Annotated in this window: 14 protein-coding genes; 11 read left to right on the top strand and 3 right to left on the bottom strand. The window is 28.7% G+C overall.

Features of this window, described 5'->3' with window-relative positions:
• Positions 1-282: 282 nt before the first annotated feature.
• Together ABNT65_RS06530 and ABNT65_RS06525 are read left to right on the top strand one after the other, a co-directional pair.
• On the top strand, positions 283-867 hold the full coding sequence (locus tag ABNT65_RS06530) for a hypothetical protein (protein ID WP_348740275.1): 585 nt from the start codon (positions 283-285) through the stop codon (positions 865-867).
• A gap of 97 nt (positions 868-964) precedes the next feature.
• A complete protein-coding gene (locus ABNT65_RS06525) occupies positions 965-2752 on the top strand; it encodes a T9SS type A sorting domain-containing protein (protein ID WP_348747475.1) in 1788 nt (595 codons plus the stop codon).
• Between the two features lie 311 nt (positions 2753-3063).
• Here ABNT65_RS06525 and ABNT65_RS06520 read toward each other — a convergent pair whose 3' ends face one another.
• A complete protein-coding gene (locus tag ABNT65_RS06520; protein ID WP_348747474.1) occupies positions 3064-3744 on the bottom strand; it encodes a hypothetical protein in 681 nt (226 codons plus the stop codon).
• A gap of 138 nt (positions 3745-3882) precedes the next feature.
• Between ABNT65_RS06520 and ABNT65_RS06515 the strand changes: the two genes are divergently transcribed.
• The 5 genes from ABNT65_RS06515 (at position 3883) to ABNT65_RS06495 (ending at position 9603) form a co-directional block, all read left to right on the top strand.
• Positions 3883-4254, top strand: a complete 372-nt coding sequence (locus ABNT65_RS06515) for a hypothetical protein (protein WP_348705341.1) — start codon at positions 3883-3885, stop codon at positions 4252-4254.
• Between the two features lie 8 nt (positions 4255-4262).
• Positions 4263-5162 (top strand): IS3 family transposase, encoded by a 900-nt coding sequence (locus ABNT65_RS06510; protein WP_348746436.1) that lies wholly within the window; start codon positions 4263-4265, stop codon positions 5160-5162.
• A 74-nt stretch (positions 5163-5236) separates the two neighbouring features.
• Entirely contained in the window at positions 5237-6172 is a 936-nt protein-coding gene (locus ABNT65_RS06505) for a hypothetical protein (RefSeq protein ID WP_348747473.1), read from the top strand.
• 221 nt (positions 6173-6393) lie between these two features.
• Entirely contained in the window at positions 6394-8385 is a 1992-nt protein-coding gene (locus ABNT65_RS06500; RefSeq protein WP_348707333.1) for a S9 family peptidase, read from the top strand.
• 294 nt (positions 8386-8679) lie between these two features.
• Complete coding sequence (locus ABNT65_RS06495) at positions 8680-9603, top strand: EamA family transporter (protein ID WP_348747472.1); 924 nt, start codon at positions 8680-8682, stop codon at positions 9601-9603.
• On the opposite strand, the gene ABNT65_RS06490 is transcribed toward ABNT65_RS06495, so the two are convergent.
• Entirely contained in the window at positions 9578-10390 is an 813-nt protein-coding gene (locus tag ABNT65_RS06490) for a DUF1853 family protein (RefSeq protein ID WP_348747471.1), read from the bottom strand. The two genes, ABNT65_RS06495 and ABNT65_RS06490, sit on opposite strands and share 26 nt — an antisense overlap.
• Positions 10391-10462: 72 nt before the next feature.
• On the opposite strand from ABNT65_RS06490, the gene ABNT65_RS06485 reads away from it, so the two are divergent.
• The 3 genes from ABNT65_RS06485 (at position 10463) to ABNT65_RS06475 (ending at position 15581) form a co-directional block, all read left to right on the top strand.
• On the top strand, positions 10463-11590 hold the full coding sequence (locus ABNT65_RS06485; RefSeq protein ID WP_348707330.1) for a vWA domain-containing protein: 1128 nt from the start codon (positions 10463-10465) through the stop codon (positions 11588-11590).
• A gap of 3 nt (positions 11591-11593) precedes the next feature.
• Entirely contained in the window at positions 11594-13054 is a 1461-nt protein-coding gene (locus ABNT65_RS06480) for an AAA family ATPase (protein WP_348747470.1), read from the top strand.
• A 1606-nt stretch (positions 13055-14660) separates the two neighbouring features.
• Positions 14661-15581, top strand: a complete 921-nt coding sequence (locus ABNT65_RS06475; protein WP_348740256.1) for a hypothetical protein — start codon at positions 14661-14663, stop codon at positions 15579-15581.
• Positions 15582-15870: 289 nt separating this feature from the next.
• Here ABNT65_RS06475 and ABNT65_RS06470 read toward each other — a convergent pair whose 3' ends face one another.
• Positions 15871-16377, bottom strand: a complete 507-nt coding sequence (locus ABNT65_RS06470) for an OmpH family outer membrane protein (protein WP_348707327.1) — start codon at positions 16375-16377, stop codon at positions 15871-15873.
• A gap of 164 nt (positions 16378-16541) precedes the next feature.
• Between ABNT65_RS06470 and ABNT65_RS06465 the strand changes: the two genes are divergently transcribed.
• Positions 16542-17381 carry a T9SS type A sorting domain-containing protein gene (locus ABNT65_RS06465; RefSeq protein WP_348747469.1) on the top strand — a complete coding sequence of 280 codons (840 nt, stop codon included), beginning with the start codon at positions 16542-16544 and terminating at the stop codon, positions 17379-17381.
• Positions 17382-17422: the final 41 nt, after the last annotated feature.

Genomic DNA, 17422 nt, shown 5'->3' with positions numbered 1-17422 from the left:
CTTTCATATGATAAAAACATAGGCTTTCTTATAAGTTGTTATTATATTTTTAAAATATCACTGTTCTTAAAAATGTAACATTTCTTATATAATTTCCATGGTAAATAAATCCTAGGTTTTTATAGCTATCATTTTTTTTAATTTTCTCTTTAAAAGCAGATTTAACTATGTTAAATCTGAACGTTTAATATTGAAAAAAATTTTAATCACTTCTACTTTTTTATACACTTCTCATACTAAAGTTTCCGTTTTATATAAACATTAATTTAAACATTTATAAAAATGAAAAATTTTACAAAATCTAATTTTCAATTATTAATTATTCTTTCTGTTGTTTTAACTTCATTTGGTGTTAATAAAAGTCATGCACAAGGAGCAGGCTTTAGTACTGTAAGCGGAAACTCAGTAACTTGGGATAACAATATTGCATTTGACACCAATGAAAACCAATCTAATAGAAAAATCTATTTTGGAAAAGTATCAAACAACACTCCTATATTTAAATATAGAGGAGAACGCTCAAATGATCACTTCGAGATGAATCGTAATCTTTATGTAGATGGTTTAGTACGTACCAATAAGGTGGTAGTATTAACAAATGTAATCCCAGATTATGTTTTTGAGAAGTATTATACAGGTACATCAAACTTAAAAAAAGATTATAAAATGTTATCACTCAAAGAAATAGAAGAGTTTACAAAAAAAAACAATCACTTACCTAATGTACCATCTGTCAAGGAAGTTCAGAAAAATGGATTAGAAATTGGAGAAATGACTAAAATCCTTCTGGAAAAAATAGAAGAGCTTACATTACATTTAATAGAACAAGATAAAGAAATAAATAAGCTAAAGAGCTTAATAAAATAACACTTATATATTCTATTAAACCTCTTTATTTTAGTTTGGTTAAATTTAAAATAAGAGGGATAATAATTCATAATTAATAAAAATAAATATATAAAATATGATACATATATATAAAAAGTTATTTGCATTATTAGCTCTTATAATGATTAGCTTTTATGCGAATGCTCAAAATCAAATATTAACAAGCGGAAATAGAGTATTAGAACGGTTTGTACATGAGAATTGTCTATCTTTTCTAGGAAATCAACAATATGGAATAATGATTAATGAGTTATCGGGGCAAATAAGTAATCAGGACCTTATTAATTATTTAAGAAGTGAGTTCCCTCAAGCTGGTATTAATGATGTTAATTTGGTTGTTGGAGGTAGTAGAGCTGCTGGAGCTGCTCTGACTACTTCTGATGTAGACTCACAAATAGTAGTGGGAATCAATGGAGAGAGACCAGATGCGAGAGCAATGAGAATATCATTGCATAATTTTTTAGTTAACAGAGTATTTGATAATAAGGCTAGGTATAGATTAGAATATAAACCAGCTGTTACCATTGTTAATTTATTAGGTAATGGTCTAGAAGGTTTATCTTTAGATGTTGCCCTAGTTTTAAGAATAAATGGAGGTAGAGAAGATATTAATTTGATGAATGCAAACAGACATGTTATGGGATTTGGGGGAAATCAACCTTTAGGGGCAACAGCAGATCCAAATGACGTATGGAATAGGTGGATTCCTGATAATGCTCCAGATTTTTATCATGAATATCATGAATTGGAGCAAAACGATCCTAGTAATCGTAATGAAATGAGGCATAAAGTTTTAAAACTTTTAAAATTATGGCTTAAAAGTGTGGATAAAGCACAATTTTCAAAAAAAACTATACCTCCTTCTTCATTTATTACATTTACCATGTTCAGGTTCTATAATGATGCTAGTTTACATATAGACCCTAATAATTTAATTGAATCAACAATTAGCTTTCTTTGTATTCTTATAAATGAGGTAACATCTCCTAATTTTAGGATGCCATTTGCTGCAGAAAGAGGTGTTTTTAGAAATTTTAACCAAGCAGATAAAGAGTTATTTGCAAGATACTTAAGAAGCTTAAAAAATGCCTTAATTCAATTGAGAGAAGAAAAAGACTCTGGCATTGATGTAAACACTTACGTTGTAGGTATATTAAGCGCATATTTCCCTAGTCTGGTGGAGTCAATAACGGATCGCCCTCTAAACCGATGTCGTAGAATTATTTCTTTTACTAGTGATTGGAATGCTAATGCCCAGATAGCAGCTAGCAGTAGTATTAATCTAAACAACTTTAAGGTTAGTCACTCTGCTAATGGAAATACTGTTGATGATATACAGTTATATATAAGTGCTTCTCATGTAAGTTTAAGTGGGGTTTCGAGTATCACTTCAAATAATACTAATGATAAAATAGTTATTGAAGCAAAGGATAATAATGCCTGTGATTTACTTGTGAGAGAAGATGATATAAAAAATGTTAGAGCAAAACAATTTAGTATAACCTTCCCTTCTTTTATTCGTGATGGAGAACGAATTGGAGATTTAGGAAATTATTTACGTCCAGGAGTTTCATTTAGAAAGTCTGCTACCACTTTTGAAACAAATAATGATGATATATACATAAACCAAGAAGAAGTACTTATATACCCAAACCCATCTGATGGTAAATTTATGATAAAACCTAAAAATAAAGAAGGTATCAAAAATCTTATAATATCTGATGCTATTGGAAAAACAGTTGTTACAATTCCAAACATAATTAAAGAGGTTGAAATAAACATAAGTAAATTTGCATCTGGTATGTATTTTATAAATTATAACGCAGAAGGTAAGTTACATACCAAAAAAATTATAAAACGTTAAGAAATCAAAGGTTGTGAAAACAACAAGTTTTTCATAAACAATAAACTATTGTTTAGAGTTAAACAAAAAGAGGCTAAATTCTAAGTTAAAAAAACAAATAATTCAGCCTCTTTATTATTAACTAAATTGTTATATAAATTTTATTTTAAAAATTACAAAACAACTTAAGTCTTTATTTTTCAGTGATTGTTTTTTATAAAGGGTATGAATAAAAAAATTAATAAAAATATTCTTTTTTTATTCATCATCAAAAGACCCAAATACATCTAAAATTAAAAAGAATTGTTTTATAGTAATTTAAGTTAAAATTCTTAATAAATTACTTCTACATTTTTTAAGTCTCCAATTTCTGTAAAACTCATTCCTGTTAGCCCCTTTGCTTCTATAGCTTCTTTCAGTCTTTCAGATATATAATACCCACTTCTAGGGGAGTTCATTATTTTAAACATATCTTCTTTAACTCTTCTTAAATCAAAAACTATTTTCTCATCTAAAAGGTGTAACTTGTTTTTTTCATTCTTTACGGCTTCTCTCTTTTCTAAAAAATCTTGATAATTTATAATTTCAACAATTTCACCTTTGTTTTCATAGTCAAAGAACTTTCCTTTATAAAATTTACTTTTAGTATAATCAATATAATCAGATTGTTTTATATCATTTAAAAAGAAAAGGTTATACTTTTCAATTAATTCTTTTTCTTGATAGATTTTAATCTTCCAACTTTGATACTCTCCTATATTAAAATCTTTTAAAAAATTCAGAAAATCATCATCTATAACTAAGAACTTTCCAGAGGTTATAATTACATTAAGAAATGAAGTCTGTTTTGCTTTTTTTTCTAGTTTTGGTTCTGGTAATTTAAAATCAAAATCTATTAAACCTTCAAAAGGAATAAAACTTTGTTGCACATCTCCAAAGTACCCGTCTTCACTCTGAGGTAATTTACCTACTTCTTTTATATTTGTACTGTTTTTTAACTCAAAATATTTCATTTTATAAAAGATTAAATTAATTCAGCTATTTGCCCCGAATTTAAGTTAGGGTTTGCTTCAATAATTTTTTAGATTATAAACTAGTAAAAGGTCTGAATTGTCTTGTCCTGAAATAGGTTTACATTCAAATGTAATTAAATGGAACGATATTCAAAGACATCATCATCTAAGTGGCAAAATAGATATAGTGAAGAATTTAAAAGATTTGTTTGTAATGAGTTTTTAACAGGAACAGCAACTCGTAGAGATATAGAACAGAAATATAGAATTGGTAATTCACGAATTACTTATTGGTTAAGAGAATTTGGTTATAATGATTCCAAATCTACTTTTGTACCTTTACCTACTATGTCACAATCTAAGAGTCAATCTAACATTAAAAAATCTAATTCTGATTTACTTAAAGAATTAGAAGAAGCTAAATTATTAGCTGAAACTTATAAAAAAATGATAGAGTTGACTGAAAAAGAGCTAAAAATTAAGATTGTAAAAAAGTCCAATACCAAGTAATCCAAGAGATGAAAACTAATTATCCCAAAGTAAGTTTAGGCAGGTTCTGCCGATTACTTGGTGTGACTCGTCAAGCATATTACCAACATTTTTGGTATAAAGAACAGTTATGTTTTGAAGAAGAATTAATAGTAAAACAAGTTCTGAAGATACGTCGAAATCATCGTCATATGGGAGGTAGAAAGCTTTATGAAAAGCTTCAACCTTTTTTATTAGAACATCAAATTAAGATGGGAAGAGATCGATTGTTTGATATACTTGGTGCTAATCATCTGTTAGTTAGAAGGAAAAAGAAACAAACAATCACTACAAACTCATTCCATAGATTTAAAAAATATTCTAATCTAGTTAAAAATATGGCTCCAACAGCTCCTAATCAATTATGGGTTAGTGATATTACTTATTGGAAGCTTAATAATAGTTTTAGTTATATAAGCTTTATAACAGATGCTTACTCAAAAAAGATTGTTGGTTATCATTTAGGTTATAGTTTACAAACCTCAGAAACCATTAAAGCTTTAAAAATGGCATTATCTAACTTGCCAAATCATTGTAAATTAATACATCATTCAGATAGAGGAACACAATATTGTAGTAATGAATATGTAAAGTTATTAAAGGAAAACTCTATAAATATTAGTATGACAGAAAATGGAGATCCTCTTGAAAATGCAATAGCAGAAAGAGTTAATGGCATTATAAAAGAAGAATACTTAAATGATTATAAAATTGATAATATTGAAGAGGCTAAGAGTTTACTGGATCAAGTTGTAAAATTATATAATGAAGAAAGACCGCATATGAGCATTGGAAACCTTACTCCAAATCAAGTACATCAGAACAATTTAAAAGTTGAAAAATTATGGAAGAGTTATTATAAGAAAAATCCTATTATTGTAAACCAATAATAGGACTAAATATTAAATGTAAACGTATTATAGGATTAATCTAAAATATGTAAACTTTTTTTAGGACAAGACATATGGCAGAAAGTGCCCGCACCATTTACAACTTATTTTTGCAAGATTTAGCCCAATTTACAGCTTTTAATACTAGGTTTACTAGTGAGTATGCTACTAATTTTTTAAATCAAATTGATACAGCAGATACTATTGTAACAGATGTTAGTACTTTAGCAAAGCAAGGTGTGGAAACCCAAAAAGTGTTAAACTCTATGCAAATAGCTCGTATTTTATACAACCGTATAAAAAACCATGCACAATGGGCATTTCCAGAAAACTCTGCTATTATAAAAGAGTTTACTTCTGGTTACAAAAAGATACATAGAAGTCAACCAAAAATGTTGGTGTTTTTAGATACCTTAGAAAAAGTTGTAGCTAAGTATTTAGAGGTTTTAACAGATGTAACCAAAGGAGGAATGCCAGCAAATATTGTAGAGGAATTGGCAACGGTAAAAGAACAATTAAAGACAGCCAATGTGCAGCAAGAAATTTATAAAAAAGAACGTTTGGTGCTTACCGAAGAACGTGTGAGTACTTTAAACGATTGCTATACTACCATGATACAAATTAACAATACAGCACAGTTAATTTTTGCCAATCAACCAGCAAAAAGAGCGCAGTATAGTTATAGACCTATTTCTTCAAGTGCTACAGTAACTGAGTTTGTGGGCATAGTAGCTCCAGATGAAACAGTAGTAATAACCAATATGTCTTTTGAAACAGGGAAGTATATCAGTTTTGAAAATAGGGGAGCGGCTACTTTGCAGTTTGATTTAAGTACAGATACTACTACCTTAGAAGGAAATATGGTAGAGTTGGAAAGTGGCGCTATGATGAGTCAGCCAATGGATTGGTTATTATCTGATGTTAATAATGGAACTTCCATAAATATTTTAGCATACAATACCTCAGAAACGGAACAAGGAAGTTACTGGGTAAATATAAATGTGGATTAATTTTTAGGATGTTTAATAGGCGCATCTTAAAAGATTAATTTTTCTTTTTTTTATACGGCAGAGTATAAAGTCTTAAAGTACTTTATGCTCTGTTTTTTTATAGAATATCTTTGTATTATAAAATAGCTGTTAGTACTAAATAACCTTAATTAACACTAATTAACATAAAAAAAGTTAGTTAAATATCAAATTTGTACCTGATTAATGATAAATCAGAACAAATGAAAAAAATAGTATATTTAATTGTAGTTATTCTTATTCATAATTTGAGTATGGCGCAAGAAAAAAAAGATAGTATTCCAGGAAATCCAAAATTACCTTCAACTAAAGAAGAGTTAGCTGCTGTAGCGGCTAATGAAAAGAAAGTCTACAAGTATTCGGTAAACGATTATTTTAAAAAGTCTACACAATCTTCTTTTGGTCTTTCTCCAAATGGATTATACCTTTCTTATAGAGAAAGAGATAGTAATGGTAAGGCACATGTATATATAAAAAATACTACAACTAATACCATAAAGAAGGTAATTGAAGAAGGAGAGAATTTAATAGCCGATTATGGATGGATTAATAATAAAAGGCTCTTTTATGCCAAAGATAAAGGAGGAGATGAAAATTACCAACTATATGCTGTTGATATTGATGGGAAGAATAAAAAAGCATTAACTCCTTTTAAAGATATTCAAGTAAGTATTTTAAGTTTTTTAAGGGACCAAGAAGATTATATTATAATTCAAATGAATAAAGATAATCCACAAATTTTTGAGCCTTATAAGCTAAATATAGTTAATGGGAATCTAGAAAAGTTATTTACTAATACAGACCCTAATAATTCAGTGTTTGGATATGTGTTTGATAAAGATGGAGAGTTAAGAGCCTATAAACAACGTAGAAATGGAACAGAGCATGTTTTGTTTTATAAGGTTTCTGGATCAGATAAGTTTGAGGAAATTGTAACAACAACATGGAAAGAAGATTTTTCAATTGCTGCATTTAACTATCAAACACCATATCCTCATGATGCGTATATAGGAACTAATATTTATAATGATACTAAGGAGTTGATATTGTATGATTTAAAGAAGAAAGAAATCATAAAAAAAATATATACGAATAAAAGTTTTGATGTTAATGAAATATCGTTTTCTAGAAAGAGAAATTATGAGTTAGATTACTATGGCTACGTTGGAGAAAAACGTGTAGAAATACCAATAAGTAAGACCTATAAAAAAAGATATAAATTTTTAAAAGAAAGGTTTAAAAATAAGGAGTTTATTATTGTTAGTAGAACAACAAATGAAGATAAGTTGTTAGTTTATGTAACTAGTGATAAATTAACAGGAATATATTATATTTATGATACGTTAAAAAATACTACAAAAGAGTTACTTAATCTTAGACCAGAGCTAGATCCAAGAGATATGGCAGAAGTAAAGCCTATTAAATTTAAATCAAGAGATGGATTAACTATATATGGTTATTTAACCATTCCTAATGAAGCTAAAAAAGGAAAAAAAATACCGCTAATTGTAAACCCACATGGTGGACCTTATGGAATTAGAGACTCATGGGGCTTTAACCCAGAAACACAGTTATTTGCAAGTAGAGGGTATGCAACGTTACAAGTAAATTATAGAGGATCTGGAGGGTATGGTAAAGAATTTTACTTAGCAGGAAGTAAGCAAATAGGAAGAAAAATGTTAAATGATTTAGAGGACGCAGTAGCTTATGTGAAAACATTGAACCTTATAGATGAAAACAATATTGCAATTTATGGTGCTAGTTATGGCGGCTTAGCTACCTTAGGAAGTTTAGTTAAAACACCTGATTTATACAAGTGTGGTGTTGATTATGTTGGGGTATCTAATTTATTTACGTTTGTTGACTCTTTCCCTGCGTACTGGAAGCCTTTAATGAAACAGTTTTATGAGCAATGGTACGATTCTGAAAATCCTGAAGAAAAGGAGATTATGAAAGCTGTATCTCCTGCGTTGCATGTAGATAAAATAACCAAACCGTTGTTTGTGGTTCAAGGGGCTAATGATCCAAGAGTTAATATAAATGAATCAGATCAAATAGTAAGTAATTTAAGAAATAGAGGCGTAGATGTACCTTATATGGTAAAATATAATGAAGGGCATGGTTTTGGGCACGAAGAAAATACGATTGAACTATATAAAACCATGATGGGGTTTTTTGCAAAGCATTTGAAATAAATATTTAACACTGTTTAAGAATTTTGTACAAAAAGCTACGAAACGGGTTTAACTTTTAAAGTTTTACCCGTTTTTAGGTATGTATATTAAAAATATCGGTGGAGTCTATTTTTCAGAGGGTTTCATTAGGGCTAAATAAATTGGTTTTTCAAGACATTATTAGTTGGAAATACTACTTCTAAAAAGAAATTCAAGCCATTATTTTAATGTTTAGTGATGTACAATAAACTCATGCTATTTTATTAATAATACCTAAAACTTTATTGTTACATTTATACACGAAAAAAGCCAGACATGAAAAAATCTACACTACTAGTACTACTTGCATTTTTTGCCATATACATTATTTGGGGATCTACTTATTTGTGGAATAAAATAGCAGTTGTAGAAATACCACCATTATTATTAGCTTCTATTCGTTTTATTACTGCTGGAGCTTTGATTATGATTATAGCTAAACTCTTAAAAAAATCATTAAAAGTAACCAAAACACAGTTATTAAACACTTTTATAGCAGGTTTTCTGTTCCTAGTATATGGGAATGGTGTATTTGTATGGGCGTTAAAATATGTAGATAGCGGATTTGCAGCATTACTAGCTTCAACACAGCCATTATTTGTATTGTTTTTAATGCGATTAATTGATGGTAAAAAAATGCAGAAAAAATCAATTATTGGTGTGTGCCTAGGTATTTTTGGAATGTATTTATTAGTTAGTCAACAAGAAATAACAGCTACAGAAGGAAGTACTTTAGGAATATTCATGATTTTTACCTGTGTATTAAGTTGGAGTTATGGAAGTGTATTTGTCTCCAAAGCCAATTTACCTAAAAACTTCTTTGTTAGTACAGGCTACCAAATGCTAATAGCAGGTATTTTATTATTTATTTCAAGTAAAATATTTAATGAAGAATGGATTGCTCCAACAAATTGGACGTATAGAACTCAGATGTCCATGTTATTATTAATTGTATTTGGAAGCATTGTCGCTTTTTCAGCTTTTAATTATTTATTAAAGGTCGTGTCAACAGAAAAAGTATCAACATCAGCGTATGTAAATCCAGTAGTAGCCTTGTTGTTAGGGTGGTATTTTTTAGATGAAAAACTAACACCTAAATCAATTATAGCATCAATTATACTATTAACAGGGGTTTATTTTATAACTTCAAGAAAAAGGTTGTCAAAAAATAAAGTTACCACCAAACCACAAAAAATTTAACCAGTTCACCATTAGGTTTCTTTAACCAGCATAACGGGGCATTTTGTTCCGCTAAATACACACTAAGAAGCTTCAGGAAATCAGTATAACCAAGCCAATTTACATGAGTGTGAGGCCAAACTAACCAGTTGTGTTTGGATGGTATGTAAAACTTACAATTAGAAAAGGCTGTAAGTTCTTTTAGGGTACAATAAAAACCAATAATACATTTGGGGTTGATTAAGGTAGGAGTATTAATTGTTACTTTTAATGGAACAAAAAGCTGTGCTTTAAAATAAGTTTGTTGTTGCATTAAAGTTGTATCTAAAGAAAGTGTTTTTAAAAACAGTTTACATTCCTCAGTATGCAAAAGAGGAAATTGCTTTTGTTGTAGCTTCGTAAGTTTTTGAATAAACGAATCTTTTCTATTAGGGCCAATCCAATGTTCAATTTCGGAGTTTCCTACTGTATTGTCATACAAGTAAAATTTATAAACAATTTCTAAATGAATAGGAACATTATTTTTTAAAAGTATACAATCCAATTCACCAAGCGTAATTTTATCTTTTTGTATTTGAATGTTTTCAGCAAGAATATTTATAAAATCAAGTTGTTCTAATTCAAAAGAAACAAAACGTTCTACAAGTTTTCCAAGACGAAGTCGTTGTGTAATTTCAGAAGAAAAAGAAGAAGAAGTAGAAGGTATTTCAAAAGGGATAATATCTAAAATAGTATTAGCTGTCCATAAAAAAGGGGTTTTTAAAAAACCTTCATATTGTAACTGTAACTCTTTGGTTTTAAAATGCATTAAAATGTTAAATAAAGTCAAATATAAAAAGATACCTTTTCAAAGAATAGAAAACCTTCGTATTTTTATAGAATGCAATATCAATTTAAAAAAGGACTCCGCTTTAAAAAATACGAAGCACCTAATCAATCTCCCTTTGAAAAGCTATTTGAAATTTTCAAAGAATTAATAACCTATACTTCTGGAGATTTTGACGAAGCTTTTGAGTGGTTAAAACAGTTAGATGTTGAATACAACTTAACCACGCCTGAATATACACTTGATGATTTTTTAGAGGATCTAAAGAAAAAAGGATATATAAAAGAAGAAATAAACAATCCAGACGGAAAAGGAGGATTGAAAATAACAGCGAAAACTGAACAAGCTATTCGGCAAAAAGCTTTGGAACAAATTTTTGGAAACCTTAAAAAGAGTAAGAGGGGAAATCATAAAACCAAAAGTATAGGGCAAGGAGATGAATATACAGGTGAGTTACGAAACTATCATTTTGGAGATTCATTAGACAAAATAGCCATGACTGAAAGCATAAAAAATGCGCAAATAAATAATGGAATAGGTAATTTTTCATTGACAGAAAACGATTTGGTAGTGGAAGAAACCAATTTTAAAGCCCAAATGAGTACTGTATTAATGATTGATATTAGCCATAGTATGATTTTGTATGGTGAAGATAGAATAACACCAGCTAAAAAAGTAGCCATGGCACTTACAGAGCTCATTAAAAGGCAATATCCAAAAGATACGTTAGATATTATTGTTTTTGGAAATGATGCTTGGCCAATAAGTATAAAAGAATTGCCCTATTTAAAAGTGGGGCCTTACCATACCAATACAGTTGCAGGTTTACAATTAGCGATGGATATGCTACGTAAAAAACGAAATACCAACAAGCAAATTTTTATGATTACAGATGGAAAACCTAGTTGTTTAAGGCTTTCAGACGGGACCTATTATAAAAACAGTAACGGACTAGATAGTTTTATTGTAGAAAAATGTTACACTATGGCAGCACAAGCAAGAAAACTACACATTCCAATAACTACCTTTATGATTGCACAAGACCCGTATTTAATGCGTTTTATTGAATACTTTACAAAAGCCAACCAAGGAAAAGCATTTTATACTGGTTTAAAAGGATTAGGAGAAATGATTTTTGAAGACTATGCACAAAATAGAAAAAAACGAATTAGAGGATATTAAAAGATGAATTATAAAGACATAAAAACACTTGGAGATTTAAAAAAAGCAGGGTATAAATCAATAAGTATAAAAGACGAACTACGTAATAATTTAATAGCGAAATTAAAAAATAATGAAACGGTTTTTGAAGGTGTTTGGGGTTATGAAAATACCGTAATACCTGAATTAGAAACCGCTATTTTGTCTAGGCATAATATTAATTTATTAGGATTAAGAGGGCAAGCAAAAACTCGTTTAGCTAGATTAATGATAACCTTATTGGATGAATATATACCAATAGTAGCGGGTTCAGAAATTAATGACGATCCTTTTTTTCCAATATCTAGATATGCAAAAGAATTAATAAAAGAAAAAGGGGAAGAAACACCAATTGTTTGGTTACATAGAGAGGAGCGTTTTTTTGAAAAGTTAGCCACACCAGATGTAACAGTTGCAGATTTAATAGGGGATATTGACCCAATTAAAGCCATGAATTTGAAACTTAATTATGCAGATGATAGAGTAATTCATTTTGGAATGATTCCTAGAGCAAATAGAAGCATATTTGTAATTAATGAAATTCCAGATTTACAAGCCCGTATTCAAGTAGCCTTATTTAATATTTTACAAGAAGGTGATGTGCAAATTAGAGGGTTTAAAGTACGTTTACCCTTAGACATCCAATTTGTTTTTACCGCAAATCCTGAAGATTACACAAATAGAGGGAGTATTGTAACTCCGTTAAAAGATAGAATAGGCTCACAAATATTAACCCATTATCCAGAATCGGTAGAGATAGCGGAAAAAATAACACAGCAAGAAGCAAAGTTATTACAGGAGCAAAAAGAAGGAGTTTATGTATCTAAATTAGCAAGGAAACTGGTTGAACAAATAAGTTTTGAAGCAAGGAAAAGTGAATATGTTGATGTTAAGAGTGGTGTAAGTGCAAGAATGAGTATTTCAATATTTGAAAATTTATTAAGTACAGCAGAAAGAAGAGCTTTTTTAACAGCTGATGATACAACTAGTGTTCGGTTGTTGGATTTCTTTGGAACCATACCCGCAATAACTGGTAAAATAGAGCTAGTTTATGAAGGGGAACAAGAAGGAGCAAATGCAGTAGCTCAACACCTTATAGGTAGTGCTATAAAAACACTTTTTGTAGAAATATTTCCTGAAATTAAAAAATTACGAAAAGAAACAGAAGAATCACCTTATGATAATTTATCAGCTTGGTTCTTAACAAATGAAATTGAATTGCTAGATGATATGGATGACACGTATTTTAACGACCAGTTAAACAATATTCAACCGCTAGAGGTTTTGATAAATAAATATGAGCCAAATCTTAATGAAAAAGACAAACCATTTTTAAAAGAATTAATTTTATGGGCGTTATCTGAGTTTAAAATTTTGAACAAAGAAAGGTTTACAAGAGGCTTTCAATATAATGATCCGTTATCAAGTTATATTAGAAGAATATAAAGGTCTTTTAGATATCAAGCCTCCTCCTAAAAGGAGGCTTTATCCCCTAAAATATATTAAAACAGCTTTCGCCATTTATTGTATATAACAGATTAAAAACTGTTTACCCTAAAAAAAATTGTACAAATACTGTTAAAAAAGGTTAAAAAAAGATAGCTCCCGTTAAGGAGCTATCAATATCAAAATTAATTAAGGGGAAAAACGATTCAAAAATCAACTATAAAACAATTGAATCTTTATTTACCCTACCTAAAAAATCAAAAAAAATATAAATTTTACTATAAAATAATATAAGTTGTTTGTTTTTAAACTATTATAAGGTAAAAAAATAAGAAGTATTCACTAGGAATACTTCTTACCAAATAAACTAACCAAACATTTAAAAATTTAAAAAATCAAACTTTAAACTTTGATACAAAGATACATTCACTTTAGTGTTAAGTTATTGTATATTAGTTGTAAACAAGGCTTAGTGTCGTTGAATGGTAATAATGTGTAGTTAAAATGAATTGGAGAAAGAAAAAAGCTCCCTTAAATAGGGAGCTTAATCTATGCTTAAAAAATTTGGGGGGATCTATTTGAAAACCGAATATAGAACAAATAAATTACAAATTACCCTACTTAATGAAGTTAAAAAAAAAAGAAGTATTCCCCCGCGAATACTTCTTTTAAGTGTCTATCTACCTAAGTTATTTATAATTATTCTCTTAATTATATGGTAAAGATAGTTTTAAAGAATTGATGTGGAAATAAATGTTAGGTGAAATTAAAGTAAGTATAGATGAACGGGAAGGTATTGTAGTTAAGTAGAAATGTTTTTAAAAAAGAATGGGAGCTCATACAAAGAACTCCCAAAAGTACTTACAAACCCTTCTAAAATTTATAAGCATGTAGTTTTTATCGTTAAACGATAATTCATTTTTTTTCTAATGTTAGAATCGGGGGCAATTCATTTAAAACCTAAAGGGGAGTAGATGTAAGATTTGGTATAAAACAAGTAGAAAGTCTTTTACCCTACTTAACGTATATTTAAAAAATTATAAAAAGAAATTGAGGTATATAAAAAAAGGAGCTCCAACCAGAGCTCCCAACATTAACTTATAAACCCTTCTAAAATTTACAAGAATAGCTTAAACCTTCGTTCAAACTGGGCGCGAAAGTATACTAATACATTCTAATAACAAAACCTTTTATCGATAAAAAGAGACAGATTTATTATCTGTTGATGTGATTGTTTTAATTTTTTTTGACTAATAGTGGGAGTGTGTTAAAAAAATAACTTTTATCTTAATGAAATGTCTTTTTGTTCCTTGGTGTTATTGGGATTTGTGTAAAAATGAAAAAAAGTAAAAAAAACACTTTAAGCCTTTGAATAAGGGGTAGAAAACTGAAAAATAAAAAAGGTTTCCGTTGTATGGGAAACCTTTTTATCGATTTTTTGTTAGAAAATCTACTACTAAACTATATCTACTACTACTCTTAAGAAACAAAAAAAAACAAAAAGTCACACATATTTAAAAAATCACCCGAAATGGGTTATAAAAAATGGGAGAAGGAAAGTTAGTTTTGTTTCAAATTAATAATCAAATTTTAAATGAAACTATTTATGAAAAAATCAAAGAAACTAACTGTAGTTATGTTTGCGTTATTAACAAGTTTATTTTTTACTTCTTGTTCTAATCAAGAAACAGAATTACTAGCAATGGATCAACAAGAAAGAAAACTTCCAAAGTTAGTAGATGGAAGACTTACTTTTGAGAGTAAAGAGCAATTTGCAACATATTTAAAAGAGAAAGTTTTAATGAATGAATTACTAACTTCCTTACAAAATGAAAATTTTCAACCATTAAAAAGTGTAATTATGGATGAAGAGAATGGGTATGCTGATTTTGTATTAGATTTATATAATTCAAAAAGAGAAATACAGATAGGCTCTGAAGTAATTTTTATTAAGAACTGGAAGCAGTTTGTTGTAAAAAAGAAGGATGAAAAACTTTTACAACAATTTAAAGAAAATAATACCTTTAATAAAGGTATTGTTTATGAAGGAGTAAAAGTATACGAAATTAAAAAACAAAGAACTCCTTTAAAAAAGCAAGAAGTATTACAAAGAGGATGGGTTGATGCTAAATATCAGTATAATTTTCATGATAACGGAACACCTGTGAAATTTGTATTTGAAGCGTATGTAAATACGTATTATATAGGAATTTTAAGGGTAGATTATGGTATAAGAATGAAATATGAATGGCTACATGGAAGAAGATGGAAACTGTCTGGAGATATCGTTTATAAAGAGGTTAAAGATTTAGCTATTGATGTATGGTCTAGAGGCCAAAGATTAAGAACATTTAGACAAGGTTTTGCGTCAAATACAAGTAGTAGTATGTATATTGTAAGTGGAACATTTAATGTATTACCAGCAACACCATTTACTATTAATTTCTCAGGAAATTTATTTGCTGAAATCCGCCAAGGGTCTAAGCCGAGGGTAAATTACCGTCAATATTGTCAATGGAACTATTAAAATATTCTTAGTTACATTTTCCAGCTTTATAGAAGTTTTGAAATTAAAAAAGGTTTCCATTGTATAGGAAACCTTTTTATTGATTTTTTGTTAGAAAATCTACTACTAAACTATTCTACTACTACTTTTAAGAAACATAAAAAAGTAAAAAGTCACTTATAATTTTAAAAAAAGCCAAAAAAATAAAAAGAATCTAAAAAAATCATCAGTTAATCTATGTAAGAAGATAAATAAAAAAGGCTATCTTTTATATAGACAGCCCTTAAAGATATATTATTTAATAATAGTATTATTCTTTAATTCCTAGTTTATCCATAACCTTCTTAGTAATATCAAAACGCTCATCTAGAAAGGCAAATTGATTTCCAGTAGTGGTTAAGATTTGAGTATAATTATTAGCTTTGGCTACTTCGTTAATAACCTCAGTAAGTTTTTTATACAAAGGCCTCATATACTCATCTCTGCGTAATTGCATTAAGGTAGTGCCATTCTGGCGAAACTTTCCCATGTCTTGTTCTAAAGCCACAATTTCTTGTACTCTAGCTTTTTTATTTTCTTCGGTTAATGTTTTTTCTTCTTTTTTTAAGGCGTCTATTTTAGCTTTATAATCTGTAGCTTTTAGTTGAAAAGTAGAGTCTAGTTGCTTACTGTAGTTTTCAAGTCTTTTTAAAACACCTTTCATTTGCGGCATTTTACTAATAATAAATTCGCTATCAACTGTACCAACTTTAGATTGTTGTGCATTACACATGCTAACAAAAAAGATAGCTATAAATAATGTAGTTTTAAATTTCATGTAACATTGTTTTCAGCAAAAATAGAAAAGTCAATTAGCTAACTTTCTAAAAATTAGTTAAAATTTAAAAATGTTGTATGTAAAAGACTTGTTATAAAAAAAGTATTGTAAGATGATAGAATTTAGTTTACATTTACCTTAGAAAATTTAAAAGTTTACTATTTATGAAAAAAATTACACTAGTACTAGCCAGTACTTTATTTACTAACTTATCTTTTTCACAAGTTACATTAGATGCCGAATATGAGGATAATTTATCTATTGTGAAATTTGCCAAAGCTGGAGATAAGATTGTGGTTTGTAATCATGGAGAAGCAGCGGTTGTAGTTCCTGATTCTACTAAACCTAATAAAGGAACAAATACAATTGTAAAAATATACAATCTAGATAATTCTATCTATAAAACCATTGATATTGGGAACGCAGATAGAATAGAAGATGTTTCACAGCATATTGTGAATACAGACGATAAGTTAGAGTTAATGATTTCACATACCGAATATGATTCAGCTAATAATACTAATAGTTATGCGTTTTATATTATTAATGAAGATTTAGAAGAAGTATTCAGAGCAGATGATTGGAGTGTTGGAGAGCAAGTTTTTGAAGGTAGACAACATGAAGATAAATTTTTGTTTCAAACACAAGAAGGAGTTAAATTGTTATTACAGAAATATAACAATACAACTAATGATACAAAATATAGAGTGTATAGTTTAGAAGGAAGTGCAACTTTATCTAATAAAGAAATAAAAGTAGCAGCAGAAGACAAAGCGTACCCAAATCCAAGTATTGAAACTGTTAATATCCCTTACACAGCATTAAACAATGAACTAGTAGAGATTCAAGTATACGATTTAAATGGAAAGCTATTAGAGGATAAAAAAGCAGACAATCAATTTAATAAGTTAAAGCTTAATGTGAGTAGTTATGCAACAGGAACTTATATTTACACAGTTAAAAATTCATTAGGAACTTACAATGGAAAGTTTATAAAAGAATAAGCTTTAGTATATAAAACCAAAATAAATTAAGCTCTGTTGAA

This window comes from Tenacibaculum sp. 190524A02b, from assembly GCF_964036645.1.
Lineage (GTDB): Bacteria > Bacteroidota > Bacteroidia > Flavobacteriales > Flavobacteriaceae > Polaribacter > Polaribacter vairaonense.
The sequence above is the reverse complement of the archived record's forward strand: the minus strand, read 5'-3'. Positions and strand labels throughout refer to the sequence as shown.

Bases quoted from the DNA above. Each gene is read 5' to 3' on its own strand.
- ABNT65_RS06530 (WP_348740275.1), top strand. From the start codon at position 283: ATGAAAAATTTTACAAAATCTAATTTTCAATTATTAATTATTCTTTCT.
- ABNT65_RS06525 (WP_348747475.1), top strand. From the start codon at position 965: ATGATACATATATATAAAAAGTTATTTGCATTATTAGCTCTTATAATG.
- ABNT65_RS06520 (WP_348747474.1), bottom strand. From the start codon at position 3,744: ATGAAATATTTTGAGTTAAAAAACAGTACAAATATAAAAGAAGTAGGT.
- ABNT65_RS06515 (WP_348705341.1), top strand. From the start codon at position 3,883: ATGGAACGATATTCAAAGACATCATCATCTAAGTGGCAAAATAGATAT.
- ABNT65_RS06510 (WP_348746436.1), top strand. From the start codon at position 4,263: ATGAAAACTAATTATCCCAAAGTAAGTTTAGGCAGGTTCTGCCGATTA.
- ABNT65_RS06505 (WP_348747473.1), top strand. From the start codon at position 5,237: ATGGCAGAAAGTGCCCGCACCATTTACAACTTATTTTTGCAAGATTTA.
- ABNT65_RS06500 (WP_348707333.1), top strand. From the start codon at position 6,394: ATGAAAAAAATAGTATATTTAATTGTAGTTATTCTTATTCATAATTTG.
- ABNT65_RS06495 (WP_348747472.1), top strand. From the start codon at position 8,680: ATGAAAAAATCTACACTACTAGTACTACTTGCATTTTTTGCCATATAC.
- ABNT65_RS06490 (WP_348747471.1), bottom strand. From the start codon at position 10,390: ATGCATTTTAAAACCAAAGAGTTACAGTTACAATATGAAGGTTTTTTA.
- ABNT65_RS06485 (WP_348707330.1), top strand. From the start codon at position 10,463: ATGCAATATCAATTTAAAAAAGGACTCCGCTTTAAAAAATACGAAGCA.
- ABNT65_RS06480 (WP_348747470.1), top strand. From the start codon at position 11,594: ATGAATTATAAAGACATAAAAACACTTGGAGATTTAAAAAAAGCAGGG.
- ABNT65_RS06475 (WP_348740256.1), top strand. From the start codon at position 14,661: ATGAAAAAATCAAAGAAACTAACTGTAGTTATGTTTGCGTTATTAACA.
- ABNT65_RS06470 (WP_348707327.1), bottom strand. From the start codon at position 16,377: ATGAAATTTAAAACTACATTATTTATAGCTATCTTTTTTGTTAGCATG.
- ABNT65_RS06465 (WP_348747469.1), top strand. From the start codon at position 16,542: ATGAAAAAAATTACACTAGTACTAGCCAGTACTTTATTTACTAACTTA.